Consider the following 23,787-nt stretch of genomic DNA (forward strand, 5'->3'; position numbering starts at 1 on the left):
ATTTGTGTACAGGATTTGAAACATGAATAAGCATTTTTATCGCACCATTTTCAGTCATGCCTCTGGTAATTTCATTGCGGTAGCCGACAGCACCCCGGGCCGGGGTAAAAGTTCAGTTGGTAACAATGCCCCCGCAGGATCGACCTTTTCATTGCTGCGTTTTTCCATCATTAGTGTTCTGATTGCAGCGGCGTTCGGTCAGGTGACGATGCTGCATGCGCAGACGATTGCCTATAAAAATGGCGGGCCGGCGCCGATCATAGACCGCGCTGCCAATGGCGTGCCGGTAGTGCAAATTGTCCAGCCTAACGCTGTCGGCCTCAGTCATAATCGGTATACCGATTTCAATGTCGATAGCCACGGCGTGATACTGAACAATAGTCCCACATCGGTCAACACCACACTGTCCGGATTCATTCAGGGTAACGCCCAGATCAACACTGGCGCCAAAGTGATTCTGAATGAAACCGTGGGTGTTTCCCGGAGTAATCTTAACGGTTATATTGAAGTGGCGGGCCAGCGCGCCGACGTCATTATCGCCAATCCGAACGGGCTGTCCGTCAATGGATTCGGCGTGATCAACGGTGGCCATGTCACGCTTACGACCGGGGTTCCGCAATTCGGCGGCGCAGGCAGTCTGGCCGCTTATCGCGTCACCCGCGGCAATATCGCGGTCGATGGCGCGGGCATCAACGCGTTGCCAAACGATAGCCTGTCGCTCATCAGTCGTTCCCTGATCGCTAACGCACAAATCCACGCCAGCAATCTTGGTATCGTCACCGGGGCGAATGTCGTGACGCCCGACATGACCGGCATCGAAGTCATTCAAGGTACGGGCGATCAACCGACAATTGCGATTGATACCTCTCTGCTTGGCGGTCTGTATGCCAACAAGATTAAATTAGTCGGCACCGAAGCAGGCGTCGGCATCAGAACCTATGGCGATATGGCATCAAGCGGCGATTTTAGCCTTGATGCAAATGGCAAAGTGACCCTCCACGGCAAAACCAATGCTGGCGGACAATTCGCGCTACATAGTAGCGATGACGTTAGCAATACGGGCACGATCTACGCCCGACATGCGCAGATTGACAGCGCAGGAATCGTCACCAACAGCGGAACCCTAGCCGCACAAGGTGATTTAGACCTAAATGCGTCCGGCATCAATTCGACCGGTGTACTGGCAGCAGGTATTGATGCGAATGGTCAAGCCACACAAGTCGGCAGTATCGTCTTAAGCGCCGATGACAGCTTAATAGCAACCGGCCAGAATACCGCTGGTAGCAACGTCAGTATGACCGGTGCGCGCATCGACTTAACTGGCGCACATACCAGCGCCAACGCGGATGTCACACTCACGTCCACTGCAGGCAATATTCAACATACTGGCGGCACTCTGCAAGCAAGTGGTAGCGCAACAATTCATGCGTCCGGCGTTGTCATCAACGATTCCGGCGTCATCAATACCGCACAGCTGATCAGCCACTCCGCTGCGCTGTCTAACGTCGGGGGCAGTATCACCCAATCTGGCGCCAGTGACACCAGCATCACGATCGATGGCGCACTTGTCAATACATCCGGCACCATTGCTACCAACGCGCATCATTTCACTGTGCAAGCAGGCAGCGTGCACAATAATGCCGGCCAACTGATTCATGCAGGTAACGGCGCATTTGCGATCAATACCGGTGATTTTAACAACGTCGCTGGCCGTCTGGCAACCAATGGAGAACTGCGCCTCAATGCGGTGAATGTGGACAACCACAGCGGCAACATCGCCGCTAATCACAGTGTGACGCTCAACCTCTCGGGCGACCTGCACAATGCACAGGGCAGCATACAAGCTGGCAACGCGTTAGCCGTAAGTGCCACAAATCTCGACAATAGCGCTGGTCGTATCACCTCGTTGGATACCAGCGGCTTAGCGTTGGACGTACGCGGTTTATTGACCAATAGCGCTGGAACCTCCGCCGAAGGCGCACAAGGTGGCGTGATTGGTAGCAATGGCGATCTCACGCTAGTTGCCGCAAACGCGATCAACAGCGGCAGCATCACTGCTGGCAAGAGCTTATTGGCCAACGTTGGGCACCAACTCAATAACGACGGCGGGCGCATCGCCGCCGCGCACGTCCTCACGGTACAGACTGCCGCGTTAAATAACGCGCATGGCACACTCAATGCAGCCAGGATCAACGCCACCGTTGCGCAGCTGAACAATAACAGCGGTAAGATCCATGCTGGTCAACTCATTCTTCACGCCACTAATTTATCCAACCAGCAAGGGCACATCGCGCAATTCGGTAACGATGCCAGCGTTATCGATGTGGCCGATACGCTCGACAATAGCGATGGCGGATTAATCCAGACTAACAGCACTGATCTGACCCTGACACCGCAACGGTTGAACAATCGTGGCGGCACTATTTCGCTAGCCGGTACAGGTCAATTGCAGATTGCTGTGGGTGCTGGCGCGCTTCAAAATCAGGGCGGCACGATCGGTTCGAATGGCGCGACCAGCGTGATCGCCGCGAACATCAATAATCAGCGCGGTAGACTGTTTGGACAAGGTGCGACGACCGTGACGGCTACCGTCGGCGATATCGATAACCGTAAAGGCTATCTAAGCGGAGACAGGCTCGCCCTACATGCGGCCGGTGTCGTCAACAATACCAACGCCAAAATGGAGGCGCTTCACAAGGGACTGGCGATCAATGCGAACAGCCTGCACAACGCGGGCGGCACGATTCAGAATCTAGGTCCCTTGGCCTTAACGATTTACTTGCAACAAGGTTTAACGAATACCGCCGGAGGATTGATCGGCAGCGCAGGGGATGCCCATATTCACGCTGCCAATATCAACAATACCGCAGGTACTTTTTATAGCAAGCAAAATCTCACCCTCAATACCAACGGCACATTAACGAATAACGATGGCATCATCCAAAGCGATGGTTCTATCGATGCTACAGCCAGCAATGCAGTGAACAATCACCATGGTCTGATCGAAGCCAGCGGTGCCGGGGCAACGTTAACCATTGCCGGTGCCAGCATTGATAATAGCGGTGGACGCATTGCCAACAGTGGCACTGGCGACACGACGATCGATAGTGGCAGCAGCATCGTTAATGACGCCGGTACCATTGGCGGCAACGGTGATGTCACGATCATTGGCACCACGTTCAGCAACACGCAACAAGGTCAGGTGATCGCAGCGCGTGATCTCAATGCCGCGATCACGCATACCCTCGACAATCGCCATGGCAGCATGTTTGCCGCACGTCATCTGAGCGTCGAACAAACCAGCCTGACCTTGAATAATGCCGAAGGTAAAGTAAGTGCCGCAGGTGACATACTGTTAACGCTCGCCAGTCTCGATAACACTTCCGGTCAAATTAGCAACACCGCTGGCGCTAGTGGCAATATCGTGTTGGAGACTAGCGCTAACGTCACCAACACCGCAGGAAATATCGGGTCTGACAAGGATGTATCAGTCAATGCCAATACGCTCATTGGCGAAGGCAAAATCATTGCCGGACAGGACGCCACGATTAATCTGCAAGGCGATTACACCAACACCGCTGGCAACACCTATTCTGCCAACAATGTGCTACGTTTTACCACCAGCGGTCTGTTCACTAATGCTGGCACACTTTCCTCACAAAACGCTCTGCGCTTAACCGCAAGTGACATCACTAATAACTATGGCGCATTGATCAATTCTGCTCACAGCGTCGTCACTGCAAAAAATAATCTGATTAATCAAGGTCGGATTTACGGCGACGATATGGCCTTGGGTGCCAACACATTATTGAACGCTAAAGACGCGGTCATCGCTGCCCGTAACGATCTGCAAATAGGCGCACACACCATCACCAATCAAGAGCATGCGTTGATGACCAGTCTGGGCAACATCGCTATCGGCGGCGGCCTGGATGGTAATGATCAGGCCGCGGGCAGGGCCGACGTCGTCACCAATACGCAAGCGACGATCGACGCTGGCGGCAACTTCACGCTCAATGCCAATACCTTCAATAACCTCAATCCGACCTTTGCCACCGCGCCAGTGCACATCGCAACGCTACAGGTAAAACGGTTTTCGACTGATGGCGTCCATTGGATTACAGCTGCCGAAGGTGCTTATCTGAGCAATAATGGTCACTATACGATCTTGCACACGCCCGATGGTGCAACTTTCCGTAATTTCTGGCAACAAAAGTACACGCAAACGTCGATGCAAGATCAGGTTATTGCCACCGATCCGGGACAACTGTACGCCAACGGCAATATGCTGTTGAACGTCGGCACAGTCAACAATCAAGCCAGCGCCATCGTCGCCGGACTCGGTTTAGGCGGGACCGGCGATTATCTATACAACACCATTCCACAAGGTAAAACCACCATCACCCAGGTCGGCACGCCCAATGGCGGTGCGCAGACTGAGCGCTTCGGTACGGTCTATCACCAAACCAAAAGCTGCGGTTTTGGGGGACGTAAAACCTGCGACCAATGGAGCAAGTTTACTGCCATTAACACCGTTCTGCCGGGGGCAAATGTCGCGCTCTCGATATGGCAAGGTGATGCACAACCTGCCCGGTTGAGTAATCCTGCCATCGGCCACGGCGCAGGTGGCAACCTGGTGTCCGGTGGCAATGCGGCGCAATTAAGCGGTAATCAATCCGGCCAGCAGTTAACTGGCACTGGACAAACCGTCGATACTGCCGAAGGCTCTGCTGGCAGCAACACTGGCACCGCTGGCAACCCGCACACTGTGGCCAGGCCAGGTCAGGCGATTCCCAATTTAAGACTGCCGACCAATCAACTATTTGTGATACAAACATTACCCGGCAGACCGCTGATCGAAACCGATCCGGCCTTCACCAACTATAAGACATTCATCTCCAGCGACTATATGCTGGGGCGTCTCGGCTTGAATCCAATGGCGATCCAAAAGCGCCTGGGAGATGGTTACTACGAACAAAAATTGATCAATGATCAAATTACCCAACTTACCGGCAAACGGTTATTGGGCAACACCACCAATGAACAGCAATACGAAGCGCTGATGAACAACGGCATCACCTTCGCTCAGCAATTCGCATTAACACCGGGTACCGCCTTAACTGCGGCACAAATAGCCAGTTTAACGGCTGACATTGTCTGGCTAGTCAATCAAACGGTGACACTCCCAGACGGCAGCAACCAACAAGTATTCGCACCGGTCGTCTACTTAGCCAAAGGCAATGCAGCCGAAGCGCGTCCCACCGGTGCGCTCATCAGTGCCGACACGATGGATTTATCTTACGGTAATCTGCACAACGCCGGTACACTGCAAGGCAATACCCGCCTGATCGTCAACGCGACCAACATCGACAATCGCGGCACCATGCTCGCCAGCGGTAAAGATGGGCAAGTAGTACTCACCGCACAAAACGACCTCACCAGCAGCGGCACCATCCGCGGCAAGCGCGTCGGCATGCTGGCAGGTAACAATCTCACTATGATCAGCGAAGTCGAACAGATCACCGGCATCACCGGAGACCATACCGGCATTACGCAGGTAGCCACCATCAGGGCTGATCAGTTGTCGATGCAAGCAGGGCATGACATCAATCTGCAAGGCGCATACATCGCCGCCACTGGTGACGCCGCACTTGTGGCGGGAAATAACCTGAACATCGGCACCGTCACCACCAGCGACAGCGCACGCGTAGATGTGGGCAGCAACGGCCATAACAACACGCAGCAAAGCACCAGCGTCGGCAGCACTCTCACTATCGGCGGCAACCTGACCATGGCAGCAGACCGGGATATTACCGCCACCGCCGCCACGATCCACGCCGATCAGGCGCTGACGCTCGCTGCCGGGCGCGATGTGAATGTGCTTAGTGGCAGCCAGCAAAGCAGCCATGACATCCATACCCACATGGCCTCCAGCGGATTCCTATCCTCTGAAAGCATCGACATCAACGATGCCGGTCACAGCGATCAAAGCATCGGCAGCAGTTTAACGGGCAACCGTATCGCTATCGTCAGCGGTCGTGATGCCACCATCCAAGGCAGCCACGTCAGCGCCATCGGCGACGTCACCATCAATAGCGGCCGCGATCTGACGATCGTCAGCGCCCACAACACCAGTAGCGGCAGCTACGTCACAAAAGAACAGCAGGCCGGTTTTTCCGCCGACCTGATGACCGGAATTAACCACAGCAACACAGCGCAAGATCAGACCCAAAACTTCACCGGCATCCAGCACAGCGGCAGCGACATCAACGGTGCCAATGTCAACCTGATCAGCGGTCGCGACGCCACCATCACCGCCAGCGTGATCGCCGCCGATCAGGACGTCGGCATCTACGCCGGGCGCAACATCAATGTGCTGGCCGCCGCCAACACTGACACCCTGCACACCGACAGCCACCAAAGCGGCACCAGTATCGGCATCCTCGGTGGCGTCAATGGTCGCTTTACCAATTTCAGCAAAACCAACGCCGCACAAAACACCGACGGCACCGCCACCAGCCACAGCACCAGCTTAATTTCTGCCAACGCCGGCAACCTGAATCTGCAAGCGGGATTAGATGCACAATACAACGGCACCGGCCAGGGAAACATCACCACCCAAGGCGCAGAATTGCTCGCTAAAAACCAGCTCACTATCGCCGCTAACGCGGTCGATCTGCAAGCCATCCAGAATGCCAGCAACAGCCAGTCCCATGCCGAAACCCACAGTGTCACGCTCGGCAGCAGTCTCACCGGGGCCATCGGTGGCGCCATTACCGGCATCGGCGATAAAATTACCGAGAGTCAGCACACCAGCAACGACCGGCTCAAAGGCGCATTGCAACTCAAGGCCGGTTACGATGCCTACCAGTTGGTCAGCGGCGGACAACTCAGCCAAACCACCACCGAATCGCTGGACGCGAATGCACAAACCGAAGGCGGCGGCTTCGGCGTCAGCGTCAACCTCGGTAGCAGTCAAAGCCAGCAGGACAGCAGCAACCGCGCCACCCAGTCCCGCGGCACCACCGTGCAGGCCGACGCCATTACCGTCACCGCCCGCGAAGGCGACATCACGATGCAAGGTGCCAAACTGCAAGCCCGGAACATCACGCTCGATGCAGCTAAGAATATCAATTTACTGGCCGCTAAAAATACCGCCGACTTAACGTCCTCCAATAGCGGCTCAAACGTCGGCATCGGTGCCACCTTAGGCGCTAACGGTCAACAAACCGGCCTCAGCTTCCAGCTCGGCGCATCGCTGTCCAAAGGCCACGCCAACGGCAGTGAAACGACGTTCGACAACACCCAAATTACCGCGACCAACCATCTCACCATTAACAGCGGTGGCGACACCAACCTGATTGGTGCCCAATTAGCCGCAGATAAAATCAAAGCTACCATTGGCGGCAATCTCACCATCATGACGTTGCAAGACCAGAACAATTACGACAGCAAACAAGAAAACGGCGGCTTCAGTCTCAGCCTCTGTATTCCGCCAATCTGTATCGGCAGCATGCTCACTGGCAGCGTCAACTACGCCCGACAAACCGTTGATCACAACTATCGCAGTGCGGTCGGGCAAAGCGGCATCGCCGCAGGCAACGGTGGCTTTGATCTCACCGTCAAAGGCAACACCGATTTGCAAGGCGGCGCGCTCACCAGCACCGCGGAGAAAGAGAAAAACACACTGCGCACCGCCAGCTTGACCAGCACTGACCTGACCAACAGCGAACACACCCGATCAAACAGCTTCAGCGCAGGCTTCTCCACCAACGGCGTCGCCAGCAACATCGCCGCCAACGTGATCGGCAATCTCAACAGCGGTGCCGGCATGCCGAAAGACAGCGATCAACACAGCCACACCAACAGCGTGATCAGCCCCGCTAAAATCATCCTTACCGGCAGCGGCGATGCAACGCAAGATGCGCAAAGTCAGGCCACAGCCGACACGCTGACCACCCGTGACGCAACCACCGCCAATGATACCCTCAGCAACACACTGACCCTGCAGCAAGCACAAAACCTGCAAGCCGAACAACAACGCGCACAAGAAAACCAGCGCGCCGCTGACCTCGCTGGCGCTGCATTAAACGGCATGGTCGGCGACATCGCACAGAAAGCCGGATTCCCGGACGGCTCGCCACAAAAGATCGCGATGCACGGCATCGTCGGCCTGATTGAGGCCAGGCTCGGCGGCAGCAGCGCCGCGGGCGGCATTGCGTCAGGCATCAGCGTAGAAGCGCTGTCGCCGCTGATCAGCGACTATCTGCTCACGCATGGGTATGACATCAGTACCAAAGAAGGACTGACAGCCTACAATGAAATGATGGGGCTGGGGGCCACGCTGGTGGGCGCGGCTTCGGGGGCATTGGCGGGTGGTAAGGACAGTGCCGGGATGGGTGGCATGATGGGAAAAAATGCCGATGCTAACAACCGCGCATTACATCCGACAGAAACGGCCCTGATTAAACAGAACGCCAGTCGTTTTGCGAAAGAAATGTACAACACCGATAATCCGACCGCAGAACAAGTTCAAGGTGCTATGGCAATGCTGGCGAACACTGCGCAAAATCTGGTGGATTACAATCTTGATTACGACGTGCCGTATTCCGACAAGGCAGAAGCGTTCTTGCATACGTTGCAGTCGGAATATTCTGCGACCAATCCAGACCTGTCTATCGGTAAGGGACAATTTTTATTCTATGCGACCAATGATCAAAAAAATTCACCGTATATCAACAGCGGTTACGTCGATAAAGAAATTTCCGGTGTGATCATTAAGGCACCGATCAGGAAGCCGGAAATGCCCGGTGAGAATAACAGTAAACGTGATCCGGCAACCAACTTGCCGCTGGATGATGAGGGCCGTTATGCGCAACAGATTTTAGTCGACGGCAAAATGCACGCGCCGAAATATTTCCCTTGTCCGCGTGCTTCTGCGGGTTGTGGTGGGCAAAATCTGGATATGTCGGACCCGGGGACGGCGGCTTATGTGAAGGCGTTGGATAAGAAGATATTGGATGATATTGGCACGGCGGCGACAGTGGTGACGATTGTTAATCCGGTAGGGACGGCCGGAGCGATAGCCAATGTTGTTGAAACTATCGCTTCTGTTAGCTCCAGCTATCGAGATGGCAAAACAGAAAACGCTGTGGTGAGCGCTGCGGCCCAGCTTGCAGCTCAACAATATTTGCAACGTGTTTATGGATTGACCAAAGTTATTGCAACTCGTATTGTCGCTTTAGTAGATTTGGGTGGCGGATGGCAAGCCCTTGCGAATAGGCAACAACATAGACCAAACAAGCCGGGAGAGAAAGAGTGAGTCGCGTCCATGTCTTGTGGTTATTGTTAAGTCAGGTTGGAATTGCCAGCTTGGTAAAAGGGGTAATTTTATTCAATAGGCATCAATACCATGAATTATTATTTTTAGGCTGCGGAATTATTTGGGTCACATGGGTGACACATGCAGTATTTAAGAATTGGGATCTGCCTGGACCATTTGCTTACGATGAAGGAGAAAATCAAGTTGGGAGAGTCGCATATTGTCTTGTGGTAGTGGGAGCATTTTTTCTTGTGATTTTTTCGTGAATGCTAATAATAGGCAACTGCATCAAAGCGAACGCGATTGGGCCAAACAGAATGCGAAGAAATATCGGGAGCATCTGCAAGATACAACAGGCGAAAGTATTTCTGTAGAAGATGCTTATCAACGCTTATTGTCAGCGGGCTATGCCATTGTCGATACCGCAGCGGAAAGAGGTGGTAAGAGCGACGAAACCGCCAAGCAATTTATCGCATCTAATAAAACCGGTAATGTGTTCGATGCCACCGCCACAGAACGTGCCAATCCATTTTTAAATGGCAATGCAGATGGTTCGTGGACGCCGGAGCAACAAGCCAGATATGGCGCTACCAATCCGACTGAATGGGTGAACGACAGGGTTGCTGTTGCCCATAAACATACTGGGAAATCTTGCGACAACGCCTATGCCTGTAGTGCGAAGGTAAATAGTATTGTTGCTGCTGTGGATGCGCTGGAGCAGAAAAAAATGCTGTATCAGGACAACCCTGTCCAGTTGCAAAAGATCACTGCACAGCAATCAGCGCTGTTGGGTAGCATGACAGCGCAGGATCTTGCGCAGGCTAAACTGGCAGAGGCTGATCAGTCTACCTTACTGGAAATGCTGGGCATCGCTGCGGTACCTGAGCTGGCTGGAAATTTAACAGCGAACTTGGCAAAGCTGTTCGGCACGAAAGCGATTGCTACCGCAGGGGAAGCGGCAGCGCAAAAAACAGCGGCGCAATTAAATAATTTTTATAGAGATGGCGCATCGCCAGATGTGATTAAAAAAACTTTTGAGCAAGGGGCTTTAAGCTCCACACATAACGCAGGTGCTTCGGAAGTCATTTTAGGTAAATACGTTGCGGGCAGTAATACTTCATACGATGCAATTGCAAAATCGCGTGGCGCGACCTATTTTTCGATGTCTGATTGGGGTACAGTGCAAGGGCAGTTGGGAGCGGAAAAAATGTGGAATATCAATAAGTCGTTTTTAGATCAGCAAATGGCGAAGGGGAAAACGTTTGTTTTTACGGCCGATCCAACTTTGGCAAGGATTGATTCTTTCACTCGTCAAGAATATGTTCATTTAAAAAAAGCTGGGTATCAAATTCAACAAACAAGTGGAGGGTTTTATCGTGCAGTTAAAAAATGATATTAATAGTCACAATTTATTAGACGAAACCATTTTCAATTATTATCAAAAAAATGGAAATAGACATTTAAGTAATTTTTTGCACACCGAAGATTCTGAATGCAATGCTTTTGATACTTATTTCTTAATTGACAGGAAGCATGTTATTCGTTATGGAATTTCACAAGACAGAGAATTTTGGTTAGGTGCTGTTTCGCTTGCTATAGGTCCCCACTATTTCGGAGCATCTGATTTTTGGTCGTATGAAAATTCGGACCGTTTTACATTAGAAGCTACCACCGAAGGCGTAGAACACAATCTGAAATTGCTTGATGAATTTTTGGGCTACACAAATATTTGAATAATAATAGTTAATACAATATCTAGCACATGCCGGATAGTCCTTCTGCGTATAATTTCTGGCGCCAAAAGTATATGCAAGTGATTATGCAGGACGTCGGCATCTACGCCGGGCGCAACATCAATGTGCTGGCCGCCGCCAACACTGACACCGTGCACACCGACAGCCACCAAAGCGGTACCAGTATCGGCATCCTCGGTGGCGTCAACGGTCGCTTTACCAATTTCAGCAAAACCAACGCCGCACAAAACACCGACGGCACCGCCACCAGCCACAGCACCAGCCTAATTTCTGCCAACGCCGGCAACCTGAATCTGCAAGCGGGATTAGATGCACAATACAACGGCACCGGCCAAAGTCAGCAAAACAGCAGCAACCGCGCCACCCAGTCCCTCTGTGGCAAAATAGTTGGCGAGTTGGCGAGTTGCCGATTCAGGCATTCTTCGTCCACATGAATCGAAACACCGAAGCCCAGCTTTAGGTGTCGTTCTGACCGTCAGCTCAGCTCAGATGGCACCCGCGGTATGCGGCAATAGCTTTCGAGCCAAATCTTCGACACACATAAATGTTTCTTGGGGTCCTTGCGTGAGCAAAGATTGCAGGGAGTTGTAGCCCCAGGCTACTGCCCCGAAAGGAATACCCGCTTGTGCGGAAGCTTCTGCATCGCGGATTTCGTCGCCGATTAATATCGCGCCGCCTGCCGTCACATTCGCGGCAGCAAGCAATTTTCGGAGTTTCCTTGCTTTGCCAAAAAGTGATGATCCACATTCAAAATGATCAATTAGCGCTGCATTTTCGTCGGTGAGAATACGCACCACGTTGGCATGAGTGTTAGTGGTGGCAATGGCAAGGATAACGTCGCTTTTGGCAAGGCGATGGAGCACTTCGTTCATGCCTGAAAAAAGAGTAATGTTAGCAATATCTCTTCGCATCAATACACGTGCATGCTTTACGATTGCGGGCAGGTTTAATAGCGGGACATGATGGTACATAATGAGCTGATACGCGCTCATCTCGCGCACTGTGCCCAGATTGGCGCGATCAAGCCGTTTGAAATCAAATTTATCGGCAAGTTCATCAAAGACATTAACGAACCATGGAAAAGTATCGGCCAGCGTTCCGTCAAAATCAAAGATAATGAGTTTAGGTTGTTTGTGTATCGGCATGCCCATCAAGCTACCCCACGGCCCCAGCACATTTTAGGTTTCACTAACGCGTTTACCATAGTCTCGTATCAAGGTTATTGTGAAAACAAAGTGTAAATGTTTTTAACTAATTTTACTCTTCAGTTACTTACAGTTTCTTGATTAGCGATCAGAAATAGCGCCGCCGCACTGCGCTTGGAAGTTGTAACTTATTGCTGGCAATACAATGATAGGATCAGTAGACCAGCGTATTGCCAGCATGGCGGGCTGGATTCAGGTCTTTGCCCGGTCCAGCAAGCCTTGGGTGCGAATAAAAGCCACGACTTTTTCTACGCCGTCACCGCTGCGCAGATTGGTGAAAAGAAATGGGCGGTCACCACGCATCCGTTTTGCGTCATGCGCCATCACGTCCAGATTAGCACCTACATACGGGGCCAGATCGGTTTTGTTGATGATCAGCAGATCAGAGCGGGTGATGCCAGGGCCGCCTTTACGCGGGATTTTTTCGCCACCGGCAACGTCGATGACATAAATAGTCAAATCTGATAATTCAGGGCTGAAAGTTGCAGCGAGATTGTCGCCGCCGGATTCTAGCAAAATCAGATCAAGATCAGGGAAGTCAGCGCTCATGCGCGCGATGGCTTCCAAGTTAATCGAAGCGTCTTCACGGATGGCGGTGTGCGGGCAACCGCCGGTCTCTACACCCATCAGGCGCTCGGCCGGTAAGGCGTCGGCGCGCAACAGGATTTCCATATCTTCTTTGGTGTAGATGTCGTTGGTGATGACCGCCATCTCATAGTCGTCACGCATACTTTTGCATAACATCTCGCACAGTGCAGTCTTGCCAGAACCTACTGGACCGCCGATGCCTACGCGGAGTGGGTTGGGTGTGGCGTTAGAAGTGGTTGCGTTGGTCATATGGTGGTCGCTTACTAAAATAGTTAAATTCGGTACGGTCTAGGAGCGATATAGACGGCTGTATTGTTCTTCATGTTGCATCGATAGTATCGATAAACCTGGCGACCAGTTGGAAAGATTGTCATCCTCCAATTGTTGCGCGTGTTCCGCAGCGAGCTGTAACTCGGACTGCAATGACAGCAACAAACGCTGGCCAGCAACCTGACCGAGTGGCACGGATTTGACGCATACCAATACCTGATTTTCGGACCAGGAAAATAACATTCCCAGCATCGCTGCTTCCGGGGGAATCTTCAAGGCCACCGCTGCAAAAGCAAAAGCAGTCGGCAACGGCAATTCTGGTTGCGCCTGCAATATCGCCAGCAAGGTAGGATCGCCAATGTGCAGATCAATCACCAGTTTGCCGAGCGAGTAGCCCATCTGTATCGTCTCTGCGCGAAACTCTGCGGTATCGCGTGCGGCAATAAAACGCTCGGTCCAGATACTAACAGCGTCGGCATCGCGGTTTTCGAACGCCTGCAATAATCGCCACAGGATCGGTGCCTCAAAATAGGCGACGACCTGATGCAGATGGTCAATGATCCAGTTCTTGGCAGTGACCTGATCTTTAACCAAGCCTTGCTCGATAGCGGATTCAAGTCCTTGCGAATAGCTATACGCGCCTATTGGCAGCGATGGGCTGGATAGTTGCAACAGATGGAGCAGGGCGGTCGCTTGCATGATCGTGATGCTTTAGTTTGTCGGTTCGGGCTTGTCGCCGGGTCGATGAATTTTTTGACGTAGCGGGACCGGTGCCAATAGTCCGTCGTTGTGATGATGGCCGCCGCCATAGGCACCGGATTCCGGTTCAAACGCTGCCAATTGCTCGGTGACAGTCGCCCCGAGTCCCTCCAGCATTTCGCGTAGAACGACATCTTTTCTGATGCGCAAAAAGCCGTCGCCAACCTGTGCCTGGGTATGGCGATTACCTAAGTGGAACGCGCAACGCAATAAGGCGAAGGGGGAGGTGCACTCGACCCTATAGGTGGCCTCGTCGGCAGCTATTATTTTTATCACTGCAGCGCTGCCGTCATCGTCAACGCCCGCCATTAAATCCCCGTGTCGCAGAACGGTGCCACGCACCGTAAAGACGCCGACTTCCTGACCGTTGGTCAGCGTAGCGCGCAGGCGACTTTTTTCACGCAAGTCAAAGGGCAGCACCAGTTCACCATCGATCTGGGCTGCATGGTCAATTTTTGTATTGAGGATCAGCATGGGATATTAGATTTAATCAAAATAAAAAGTAGCGTTGCGCCATCGGCAGGATGCTTGCTGGTTCACATACCAGTAGTTCACCATTGGCACGCACTTCGTAGGTTTCCGGATCGACTTCCATATGTGGCGTGGCACTGTTATGGATCATGTGATGCTTGCGCAAATGCCGCATGTTTTTTACGGCCACCACCGGTTTATTTAATTTCAACAGGTCACCGATACCATCGTCGTATGCCGCTTGCGAAACAAAGGTCAGCGAGGTTTTGAGGCCACCGCCGTAAGCACCAAACATCATCCGATAATGGACTGGTTGCGGTGTCGGTATTGACGCGTTTGGATCGCCCATTTGTGCCGCAGCAATCATGCCGCTCTTTAAAATCATGGACGGCTTAACGCCAAAGAATGCGGGCTTCCATAACACCAGATCGGCGATCTTGCCGACCTCAATGGAACCTACGACATGAGAAATGCCGTGGGTGATAGCGGGATTAATGGTGTATTTGGCGATGTAACGTTTGGCCCGAAAATTGTCGTTGCGGCTAGGGTCTTCGGGCAGAGATCCGCGTTGCGTTTTCATTTTGTGGGCAGTTTGCCAGGTCCGCATGATGACCTCGCCAACGCGGCCCATCGCCTGCGAATCGGACGACATCATGCTGATTGCGCCGATGTCATGCAGGATATCTTCGGCGGCGATGGTCTCGCGCCGAATCCGTGACTCTGCAAACGCCACGTCTTCCGCAATCGCAGAATCGAGGTGATGGCATACCATCAGCATATCGAGATGTTCGTCCAGCGTGTTGACAGTGTAGGGCCGGGTCGGATTGGTGGACGACGGCAATACGTTACCTTGACCGACTGCCGCGATGATATCGGGTGCATGACCGCCACCAGCACCTTCGGTGTGAAAGGTATGGATGGTGCGGTCCTTGAACGCTGCAAGGGTGTGCTCCAGGAAGCCGCCTTCATTTAATGTGTCGCTATGGATCGCCACTTGTACGTCCATCCGGTCCGCGACGTTCAGGCAATTATCAATGGCCGCCGGGGTGGAACCCCAATCTTCGTGCAACTTCAGACCGATGGCACCGGCGCGTACTTGTTCTTTTAATGGCGTTGGCAGACTGACGTTACCCTTACCAAGAAATCCCAGATTCATGGGGAACGCATCTGCCGCCGAAAGCATTGAGTGCAAATGCCACGGTCCCGGTGTGCAGGTGGTCGCGGCAGTGCCTACCGCCGGGCCTGTGCCGCCGCCCAACATGGTGGTCACGCCGCTCATTAGCGCTTCTTCAATCTGTTGCGGGCAGATAAAATGAATGTGCGAGTCGATACCGCCAGCGGTCACGATCATGCCTTCGCCAGCGATGATTTCGGTCGCCGCGCCTATCGCCATTGTGACGTCAGGCTGGATGTCGGGATTGCCCGCTTTGCCGATGGCAGCGATTCTGCCGCTTTTAAGGCCGATATCGGCTTTGACGATGCCCCAATGATCGAGGATCACTGCGTTGGTAATGACGGTGTCCATTACATCGCGATGATTGCGTTGCGATTGGCCCATGCCGTCGCGGATGACTTTGCCGCCGCCAAATTTAACTTCTTCGCCGTAGGTCGCGTAATCTTTTTCAATCTCGATGAACAATGCGGTATCTGCTAACCGGATGCGGTCGCCGGTGGTCGGGCCGAACATTTCTGCATACGCCTGACGGGAAATTTTGCTCATTTCACTTCTTTCTGTGTCGGTGACTCTGGTTCAGCTGGTTGATCCAGCGCACCCATGACTTTTCCATTAAAACCGTACACCATGCGTTCACCCGCCAACGCGACCAGTTCTACGGTGCGCTTCTGGCCCGGCTCAAAGCGCACGGCGGTGCCAGCGGCAATATTAAGGCGCATGCCATACGCATCTTCGCGGGTAAATAATAATGCCGGATTGGTCTCATAGAAATGGTAGTGCGAGCCGATCTGAATCGGCCTGTCACCGCTGTTGGCGACGGATAGGGTGGTGGTTCTGCGGCCCACATTGAGTTCGATGTCGCCGTCTTCGATCAGCATTTCGCCGGGGATCATGTTGGTGTCCAGTGTAGTGTGTTGGCTGAAGCAATTGCCAGATTTAAGGAATCGGGTGATGAACTGTCACTAGCTTGGTTCCGTCGGGAAAAGTCGCCTCAACCTGAATATCGTGAATCATCTCGGCGATGCCATCCATGACATCGGCGCGGCTGAGAATTTTGGTGCCTTCCGACATTAACTCAGCGACAGTCCTGCCATCGCGCGCACCTTCCATGATGGCCGCAGTAATCAACGCAATCGCCTCGGGATAATTTAATTTCAATCCACGTGCTTTGCGTCGTTCTGCCAGTAACGCAGCGGTGAAGATCAGTAGTTTGTCTTTTTCTCGGGGAGTCAGTTCCATCTTGTGCTTTCGGTGTTTTCGTCTTGTGTTCGAATGTTGAAGGCTAGTTCAGGTATTCCAAATCCGCGGAATTACGGCCTCTCGTCCCAATAACTCCGGTCTGATATGTTGCCAGGCCTGCGTCATCCACTGTCTGGCAAGCTCGCTGGAGTGGCCGAGAAACCGCATCACTAAAACGGACTTCATTTGTGTTGCGCCGATTCTCGCATGGCCCTTAATCAAATGGTCGCTTATCTGGCGCAAATCGTTGAGTACCTTGGCAGGTAATACTTTTCCGACCGCTATCAACGTGGCGCTCACCGTGTAGTTGGCTAAACCCAAATGACTGTTCATGGCGGTAGTTCCGCCGCAAAGCGTGCCTTGTTCAAACCAGATTAATTTGCCACCGCGCCTGATACTGGTACGTTGCATAATCTTGCCGCTATCAAAGGACTCGCCCGATGCGGTCCGTCCAAAACACAGGATTTCGCCGCCAATGTAGCTGGCATCTGCAGCGAGGACAACGTTATGATCGAGCTTGACGACAGCGTGGTTAAAGAAAATCGTTTCTTGCGGTAGCCATTCAAGCACGGCGGCTTCTGCGACCGATAGGGTTACTTTCTGCTGGGATATATTGCCATTGGCTTTATACCATTTTGCCGCACCGGGCGTAGTGAGCAGCGCATGCGCGGCAGGGCCAACCTGAGCCGAAATAGTGAGTTGATCACCCCCAACGACACCGCCGGGCGGATGAATAATGATCGCGTGACATACCGCCGGTTGCTCTGGATAGAGCGGCTTTTGTACCCGTAATGGCCCGACGTGACTGCGTTCGATCAAACGCGTAGTGCCCTGATCATTGGCGAAGCCTAACGTCAGTCGTGCTTGCCACGGCATAGACTTTATGGGGGAACCTGGCTGTAAAGAGACGGTTTTTACTGTATCTGTAACGCCTGCTACAGATACAGCAACGCCAGGGTCTTGCAGCAGGACGGGGAGGTCTGGAACGTCAACAAATTTCATGGTCGGACTATACTGCCAAGTGTCGTTTCACGCTAGCATCGTTCATTTGCGCCTGGGTGCCTGCTGCGACCACCTCGCCCCGCGATAGCACGATGAAGTTATCGGCTAACTCTTCGGCAAAGTCAAAATACTGTTCGCACAGCAGAATCCCGATATTCCCGCGTTCGCGCAAAAGACGGATCACTCGCCCGATGTCTTTAATGATCGATGGCTGGATACCTTCGGTCGGCTCGTCCAAAATGATTAGTTTTGGTTCTGCCAGCAAGGCGCGTGCGATGGCAAGTTGCTGTTGCTGACCGCCGGACAGATCGCCACCGCGCCGTTGTAACATCTCTTTTAGCACCGGGAACAGCTCGTACACCTCGCCCTTGATCAGCGATGCCTTCTTGCCGGATTTGGTCGCCATGCCCATTAACAGGTTTTCTTCTACCGTCAGGCGCGCAAAAATTTCGCGACCTTGTGGTACATACGCGATGCCGAGGGCAGCCCGTTGATGCGGCTTTAATTTGGTGATGTCGCGACCTTCCAGTGTGACCTTGCCGGTCGCGGTTGGCAATACGCCCATCAAACATTTCAACAGCGTGGTTTTGCCGACGCCGTTACGGCCCAGCAAACTTAAGCATTTGCCTTTTTCTACGTTCAGCGACACGCCGCGTAAGGTGTGAGAGGAACCATAGTATTGATTCAGTTGGTTGACGTTTAACATATGCATTGATCCTGAGGATTTTTTTGGAACGGTTGTCGCCATTTGTCGGCTTGAACAGATGTAGTGCAATTGGCCTTATTGGTCCGGGAAGGCACCGCTCAACGGCCTAAATACACTTCGATGACCCGCTCATCGGCCTGGACTTCAGACATCTTGCCTTCAGCTAATACCGAGCCTTCATGCAAGACCGTGACTTTGCCTTGCTGGGCGATTTCGGTCACAAACCCCATATCATGCTCGACCACTACGATAGAATGTTTGCCGCGTAGTTCATTGAGTAGTTCGGCGGTGCGGGCAGTCTCTGCATCGGACATTCCTGCGACCGGCTCATCCAGCAATATTAATTGCGGTTCTTGCATGAGCAACATGCCGATTTCAAGCCATTGTTTTTGACCGTGCGACAGCAGTCCGGCCATGCGGCTTTCCTGGCCATTGAGCCGTATCAACTTCAAAATCTCATCTATCTTGCCCAATTGCTCAGATGTCAGGCGCGAAAACAATGAGACGCGGACGCGCTTGTCCATCTTCATCGACAGTTCCAGATTTTCAAAGACTGTGTGCTGTTCGAATACCGTCGGGCGTTGAAATTTGCGACCGATGCCTAAATGGGCAATCTCATATTCCGTGCGCTGAGTAAGGTCTATCGTCTGACCAAAAAATGCCGTGCCGGACGTTGGCCGGGTTTTGCCGGTAATCACATCCATCATCGTGGTCTTGCCCGCGCCGTTAGGACCAATGATGCAGCGTAACTCACCAACGGAAATATCCAGATTCAAATTGTTTAGCGCCTTGAATCCGTCGAACGAAACGGTAATGTTTTCCAGATATAGAATCGCGCCGTGCGTGGTGTCCAGGCCCTCCGTTTTAAGGCGGGCATAAGACGTGCCATGATCGGAATGGCGACTGTTGTCGACAGTGCTAGCAGGCAGCTTGGGATTAAAGAGCTCGGTCATGCAGACTCCTTGGAGGCACTAAATTTTTGTTTTAATTTGGTGGCTACGCCAACCATTCCTTGCGGCATGAAGAGTGTCACGAGTATGAATATCAAACCCAACGCATATAACCAGAGTTCCGGAAATGCCCCTGTAAGCCAGCTCTTCAGGCCGTTGACGGTGAACGCGCCGACAATTGGACCTATCAGTGAGCCACGTCCGCCGACCGCTGCCCAGATCACCATTTCAATCGAATTGGCCGGAGACATTTCGGAAGGATTGATGATGCCGATTTGTGGCACGTAGAGTGCGCCTGCAATACCGCACAATACGGCCGATAGCGTCCATACAAATAACTTGAACCAAAGCGGATTATAACCAATGAACATCAGGCGTGATTCTGAATCACGGACGGCTTGCAATACCCGACCCAAACGCGAGTTCACGATCCAGCGGCACAGTACTAATGTACTCAGCAAAAACAGGAAGGTAATCAAAAATAGGACAGCCTTGGTAGACGGTGCAGTAATCGAATAGCCCAGAATACGTTTGAAATCAGTGAAGCCATTATTGCCACCGAAGCCGGTATTGTTGCGGAAGAACAGCAGCATGAACGCAAACGTCATGGCTTGCGTGATGATCGAAAAATACACACCCTTGATGCGGGAACGGAACGCAAAATAACCGAAGACGAATGCGAGCACACCAGGCACCAGTACCACCAATGCCATGCAATACCAGAAGTTGTCGGTGAGTGACCAAAACCATGGATAAGTTTTCCAGTCGAGGAACACCATAAAATCAGGCAGATTGCTTTGATAGACGCCATCGCGCCCGATGGCCCGCATTAAATACATGCCATGGGCATAACCGCCCAGTGCAAAAAACACGCCGTGACCCAGCGAGAGAATGCCCGCGTAACCCCAGACCAGATCAAGTGCCAGCGCAGCCATCGCGTAACACATGAACTTGGCAATCAGCGCCACGGTATAGCTTGATATATGTAGTACGTGGCCGTCAGGAAAACTTAAATTGAGGATGGGAAGCAAGCACAGTATTACGCCACATATGGCAATTCCGATCCACGCCGGGCGAGAAAATAGCGCCGCTTTTGCAGGTAAGACGGGGAAACTAGTTTGCGGTTGCGCTTCCACTTTGGTAACGTTGGCGGATACCAGCGGCGGTGGATTGATTGAAGAGATTTTCATTCGACACTCCGGCCTTTCAGAGCAAACAAGCCCTGTGGGCGTTTTTGAATGAACACGATAATGAATACCAGAATCGCGATTTTAGCCAGTACCGCACCCGCTACCGGTTCCAGAAATTTGTTTACCTCGCCCAGACCCAGCGCCGCGATGACGGTACCGGCAAGTTGACCTACGCCGCCCAATACCACGACCATGAAGGAATCGACGATATAGCTTTGTCCCAGATCAGGACCGACATTGCCGAGTTGAGAAAGCGCTACGCCACCTAATCCGGCGATGCCGCAACCAAGTCCAAAAGTCATCATATCGATCTTGTCAGTGGCTACACCGACGCAGGCGGCCATGCGGCGGTTTTGCATCACGGCCCTGACGAACAGGCCAAGCCGTGTTTTATTCAGGATCAGCCAGACCGCAAACACGACAAATAACGCGAAGAAAATAATCACAATACGGTTGTACGAGAGGACCAACGAGCCCAACACGGTGACGCCTCCGGACATCCATGACGGATTGGCGACCTCGACATTCTGAGCGCCAAAGATCGTGCGAACCGTTTGCATTAACATCAGGCTAATTCCCCAGGTGCAGAGCAGGGTTTCAAGAGGGCGGCCATATAACCAGCGCAATACTGCGCGCTCAATTGCTATACCGACCGCGGCGGTGACGATAAAGGCTGCGGGCAACGCCACCAGCAAATAGGCGTCAAGAGCACCGGGTAAAAATTTGCGGAACAGCATCTGGCACATGTAAGTGGTGTATGCGCCGATCATTAACATCTCGCCGTGGGCCATGTTGATGATGCCCATTAGACCAAAGGTGATCGCAAGTCCGAGCGCTGCCAGCAACAAGACGCTACCAAGCGAGACACCATAAAATACTTTGCCGATGAAATCAGTTGTGGCGATTTGGCGATCCAATGCGGCAAGGGTGCGTACGACTTCAATTCGTATGGCTTCGTCCGGTTCAATAAAGCTACCGTCGGGATTTTTTTCTAGCAGTCGTTGCAATGCCGGTTTGATACTGGCGTTGGTACTGGTTGCCAGAGTGGTGATGGCAGCCTTGCGCAATCCGGCATCTGGGGAGTGTAGATTAGCCGTGGCGATGACCTGATGCAACGTGGCCTGAATGTCAGGGTCAGTCTCTTTTTGCAGCGCCTTGTTGATGAGTGGAATTTGCGCGGGATCAGCATTCTTCAATAAATCTGTCGCTGCCGTCTGGCGTCGCTTGATATCTGGGGAAAATAATTTTAGACCAGATAGTGCGCCTTCCACCACGCCACGCAAACGATTATTGACGCTAATACCTTCCGCATCATCGGGCGTCGGACCTGATTGATCGGTCGCAGGATTAAAAGCGGGATTGACTGGTTTATTGTCATCAATGATCAGAACATCGCCATTGGGTCTTGCATATAGCGCGTCGGTATTGAGCGCGTTAAGAATTCTGGTTGCGTCGTCGTTGGCCAGCGCGGCGATTTTGTTGACGGCTTCGATCCGTATATCCGGATCGTCACCCGCCAGCGATTTAAGTAAAGCCGGATCGATGGCAGCTTGGGCGGCCATCGACTGAATGCAGAGCCAGCCGATCATGAGAGTTTTTTTGAGCCGAGTCATTGCATTCTTTTTTTAGTTAGGTGTAGCGTTGCCTGCAGTTGACAGACCTCAGTCAAGCATCGTCATTGACGGTAGATAGCTGAAGTGTCGGAAGCAGTGCATTTCAACGAAAATATCGTTGCGGTAAAAATAAGCTCTTGCGGATATCGTCCTCGGCAACGATGTGCAGAGGACGCATGTTTCAAACAACCAGGCGACAAAATTACATTTTTTGCTTGGCTTCGTTACCCACGATGTATGGGCTCCAAGGTTGTGCGCGAATGGTGGTTTTAGTCTTATAGACGACGTTGAACTGACCATCAGCTTTGATCTCGCCGATCATGACTGGCTTGTGCAAGTGATGGTTGGTTGCGTCCATTTCTAACGTATAGCCTGATGGTGCGCTGAATTTTTGACCGCTCATTGCCGCAATAACTTTATCGGTATCGGTCGATTTTGCTTTTTCTACTGCTTGTTTCCACATGTAGATACCGACGTAAGTCGCTTCCATCGGATCGTTCGTCACGACCGTAGCGGCGTTAGGTAGTTTCTGCGCTGCTGCGTAGGCCTTCCATTTTTTGATGAAAGCGGCATTGATTGGGTTTTTGATCGACTCAAAATAATTCCATGCGGCCAGATGACCAACCAGTGGTTTTGTGTCCACGCCGCGCAACTCTTCTTCGCCAACCGAGAACGCAACGACCGGCACGTCGGTGGCTTTCAGGCCAGCATTGCCCAGTTCTTTGTAGAAAGGAACGTTAGAATCGCCATTGATGGTTGAGATGACAGCAGTTTTGCCGCCAGCGGCAAACTTCTTGATATTGGCAACAATGGTTTGATAATCCGAGTGACCGAACGGTGTGTACACTTCGTCGATATCGGTGTCTTTGACGCCTTTGCTATGCAGGAAAGCCCGCAGAATTTTGTTGGTTGTACGTGGATACACATAGTCGGTGCCCAGCAGGACGAAACGTTTTGCGCCGCCGCCTTCTTTGGACATCACATATTCTGTCGCAGGAATCGCTTGCTGGTTCGGTGCTGCGCCGGTGTAGAAAACGTTTTTCTCTAATTCTTCACCTTCGTACTGAACCGGGTAGAACAACAGGCTGTTGGTTTCTTTGAAAACCGGCAGCACCGATTTACGCGATACGGAGGTCCAGCAACCGAACACAACAGATACTTTATCTTGTGAAATAAGTTGACGCGCCTTTTCAGCAAACAAAGGCCAGTTCGACGCTGGGTCAACGACCACCGCTTCAATTTGCTTGCCCATCACGCCGCCATGCGCGTTGATTTCTGCGATGGTCATCAAGGCGACATCTTTTAATGATGTTTCAGAGATTGCCATCGTGCCGGATAAAGAATGCAAAATACCGACTTTGATGGTATCTGCCGCAAAGGCTGCTGGCAACCATGATGCGGCAGCGAGTGCAAACGCCCCGAGGACTGTAGCTTTTAAAACTGTGCGACGTGTCATGTTAATCCCCTTTTTTGCGTAAATGAGAGTGCGATCATTTTTATCTTAACCACCCGGATGCTTAGCAGGATGCATGCCAATCACGGAG

The 23,787-nt window shown here is 52.4% G+C and carries 17 protein-coding genes; 4 read left to right on the top strand and 13 right to left on the bottom strand.

Annotated features, from left to right (window positions below; all coding sequences use genetic code 11):
- Positions 1–22: 22 nt before the first annotated feature.
- From HAV38_RS03885 to HAV38_RS03900, 4 genes are all read left to right on the top strand, one after another.
- Positions 23–9,322 (top strand): hemagglutinin repeat-containing protein, encoded by a 9,300-nt coding sequence (locus tag HAV38_RS03885; protein ID WP_168052573.1) that lies wholly within the window; start codon positions 23–25, stop codon positions 9,320–9,322.
- 262 nt (positions 9,323–9,584) lie between these two features.
- Complete coding sequence (locus tag HAV38_RS03890; protein ID WP_168052575.1) at positions 9,585–10,715, top strand: hypothetical protein; 1,131 nt, start codon at positions 9,585–9,587, stop codon at positions 10,713–10,715.
- The gene (locus HAV38_RS03895) at positions 10,699–11,055 is read left to right on the top strand and encodes a hypothetical protein (RefSeq protein ID WP_168052577.1); all 357 of its coding nucleotides are present in this window, start codon (positions 10,699–10,701) and stop codon (positions 11,053–11,055) included. The genes HAV38_RS03890 and HAV38_RS03895 overlap by 17 nt, the downstream gene beginning before the upstream one ends.
- Before the next feature lie 74 nt (positions 11,056–11,129).
- Positions 11,130–11,510: a hemagglutinin repeat-containing protein gene (locus HAV38_RS03900; protein WP_168052579.1), complete on the top strand. Its 381-nt coding sequence runs from the start codon at positions 11,130–11,132 to the stop codon at positions 11,508–11,510.
- A 51-nt stretch (positions 11,511–11,561) separates the two neighbouring features.
- Here the strand turns inward: HAV38_RS03900 and HAV38_RS03905 are convergent, their stop codons facing one another.
- The 13 genes from HAV38_RS03905 to urtA form a co-directional block, all read right to left on the bottom strand.
- A complete protein-coding gene (locus HAV38_RS03905) occupies positions 11,562–12,221 on the bottom strand; it encodes an HAD hydrolase-like protein (RefSeq protein ID WP_168052581.1) in 660 nt (219 codons plus the stop codon).
- 252 nt (positions 12,222–12,473) lie between these two features.
- A complete protein-coding gene (gene ureG / locus HAV38_RS03910; RefSeq protein ID WP_168052583.1) occupies positions 12,474–13,118 on the bottom strand; it encodes an urease accessory protein UreG in 645 nt (214 codons plus the stop codon).
- Positions 13,119–13,157: 39 nt separating this feature from the next.
- Positions 13,158–13,838 carry an urease accessory protein UreF gene (locus tag HAV38_RS03915; RefSeq protein ID WP_168052585.1) on the bottom strand — a complete coding sequence of 227 codons (681 nt, stop codon included), beginning with the start codon at positions 13,836–13,838 and terminating at the stop codon, positions 13,158–13,160.
- Positions 13,839–13,850: 12 nt separating this feature from the next.
- Positions 13,851–14,372, bottom strand: coding sequence for an urease accessory protein UreE (gene ureE / locus HAV38_RS03920; protein WP_168052587.1), 522 nt, complete (start codon positions 14,370–14,372; stop codon positions 13,851–13,853).
- Between the two features lie 16 nt (positions 14,373–14,388).
- Complete coding sequence (gene ureC / locus HAV38_RS03925; protein WP_168052589.1) at positions 14,389–16,089, bottom strand: urease subunit alpha; 1,701 nt, start codon at positions 16,087–16,089, stop codon at positions 14,389–14,391.
- Positions 16,086–16,436 carry an urease subunit beta gene (locus HAV38_RS03930; protein ID WP_168052591.1) on the bottom strand — a complete coding sequence of 117 codons (351 nt, stop codon included), beginning with the start codon at positions 16,434–16,436 and terminating at the stop codon, positions 16,086–16,088. The genes ureC and HAV38_RS03930 overlap by 4 nt, the downstream gene beginning before the upstream one ends.
- A gap of 43 nt (positions 16,437–16,479) precedes the next feature.
- Positions 16,480–16,782, bottom strand: a complete 303-nt coding sequence (locus HAV38_RS03935; RefSeq protein ID WP_168052593.1) for an urease subunit gamma — start codon at positions 16,780–16,782, stop codon at positions 16,480–16,482.
- Positions 16,783–16,830: 48 nt separating this feature from the next.
- Positions 16,831–17,658, bottom strand: coding sequence for an urease accessory protein UreD (locus HAV38_RS03940; RefSeq protein ID WP_184013381.1), 828 nt, complete (start codon positions 17,656–17,658; stop codon positions 16,831–16,833).
- Positions 17,659–17,791: 133 nt separating this feature from the next.
- On the bottom strand, positions 17,792–18,490 hold the full coding sequence (gene urtE, locus HAV38_RS03945; protein WP_168052597.1) for an urea ABC transporter ATP-binding subunit UrtE: 699 nt from the start codon (positions 18,488–18,490) through the stop codon (positions 17,792–17,794).
- Between the two features lie 98 nt (positions 18,491–18,588).
- On the bottom strand, positions 18,589–19,443 hold the full coding sequence (gene urtD, locus HAV38_RS03950; RefSeq protein ID WP_168052599.1) for an urea ABC transporter ATP-binding protein UrtD: 855 nt from the start codon (positions 19,441–19,443) through the stop codon (positions 18,589–18,591).
- Positions 19,440–20,630: an urea ABC transporter permease subunit UrtC gene (gene urtC, locus HAV38_RS03955; RefSeq protein WP_168052601.1), complete on the bottom strand. Its 1,191-nt coding sequence runs from the start codon at positions 20,628–20,630 to the stop codon at positions 19,440–19,442. Before urtC ends, urtD begins: the two co-directional genes overlap by 4 nt.
- Positions 20,627–22,243, bottom strand: a complete 1,617-nt coding sequence (gene urtB / locus HAV38_RS03960) for an urea ABC transporter permease subunit UrtB (RefSeq protein ID WP_168052603.1) — start codon at positions 22,241–22,243, stop codon at positions 20,627–20,629. The genes urtC and urtB overlap by 4 nt, the downstream gene beginning before the upstream one ends.
- A 202-nt stretch (positions 22,244–22,445) precedes the next feature.
- Positions 22,446–23,699: an urea ABC transporter substrate-binding protein gene (gene urtA, locus HAV38_RS03965; RefSeq protein ID WP_168052605.1), complete on the bottom strand. Its 1,254-nt coding sequence runs from the start codon at positions 23,697–23,699 to the stop codon at positions 22,446–22,448.
- Positions 23,700–23,787: the final 88 nt, after the last annotated feature.

This window comes from Glaciimonas immobilis (genome assembly GCF_011947285.1).
Taxonomy (GTDB): Bacteria; Pseudomonadota; Gammaproteobacteria; order Burkholderiales; family Burkholderiaceae_D; genus Glaciimonas; species Glaciimonas immobilis.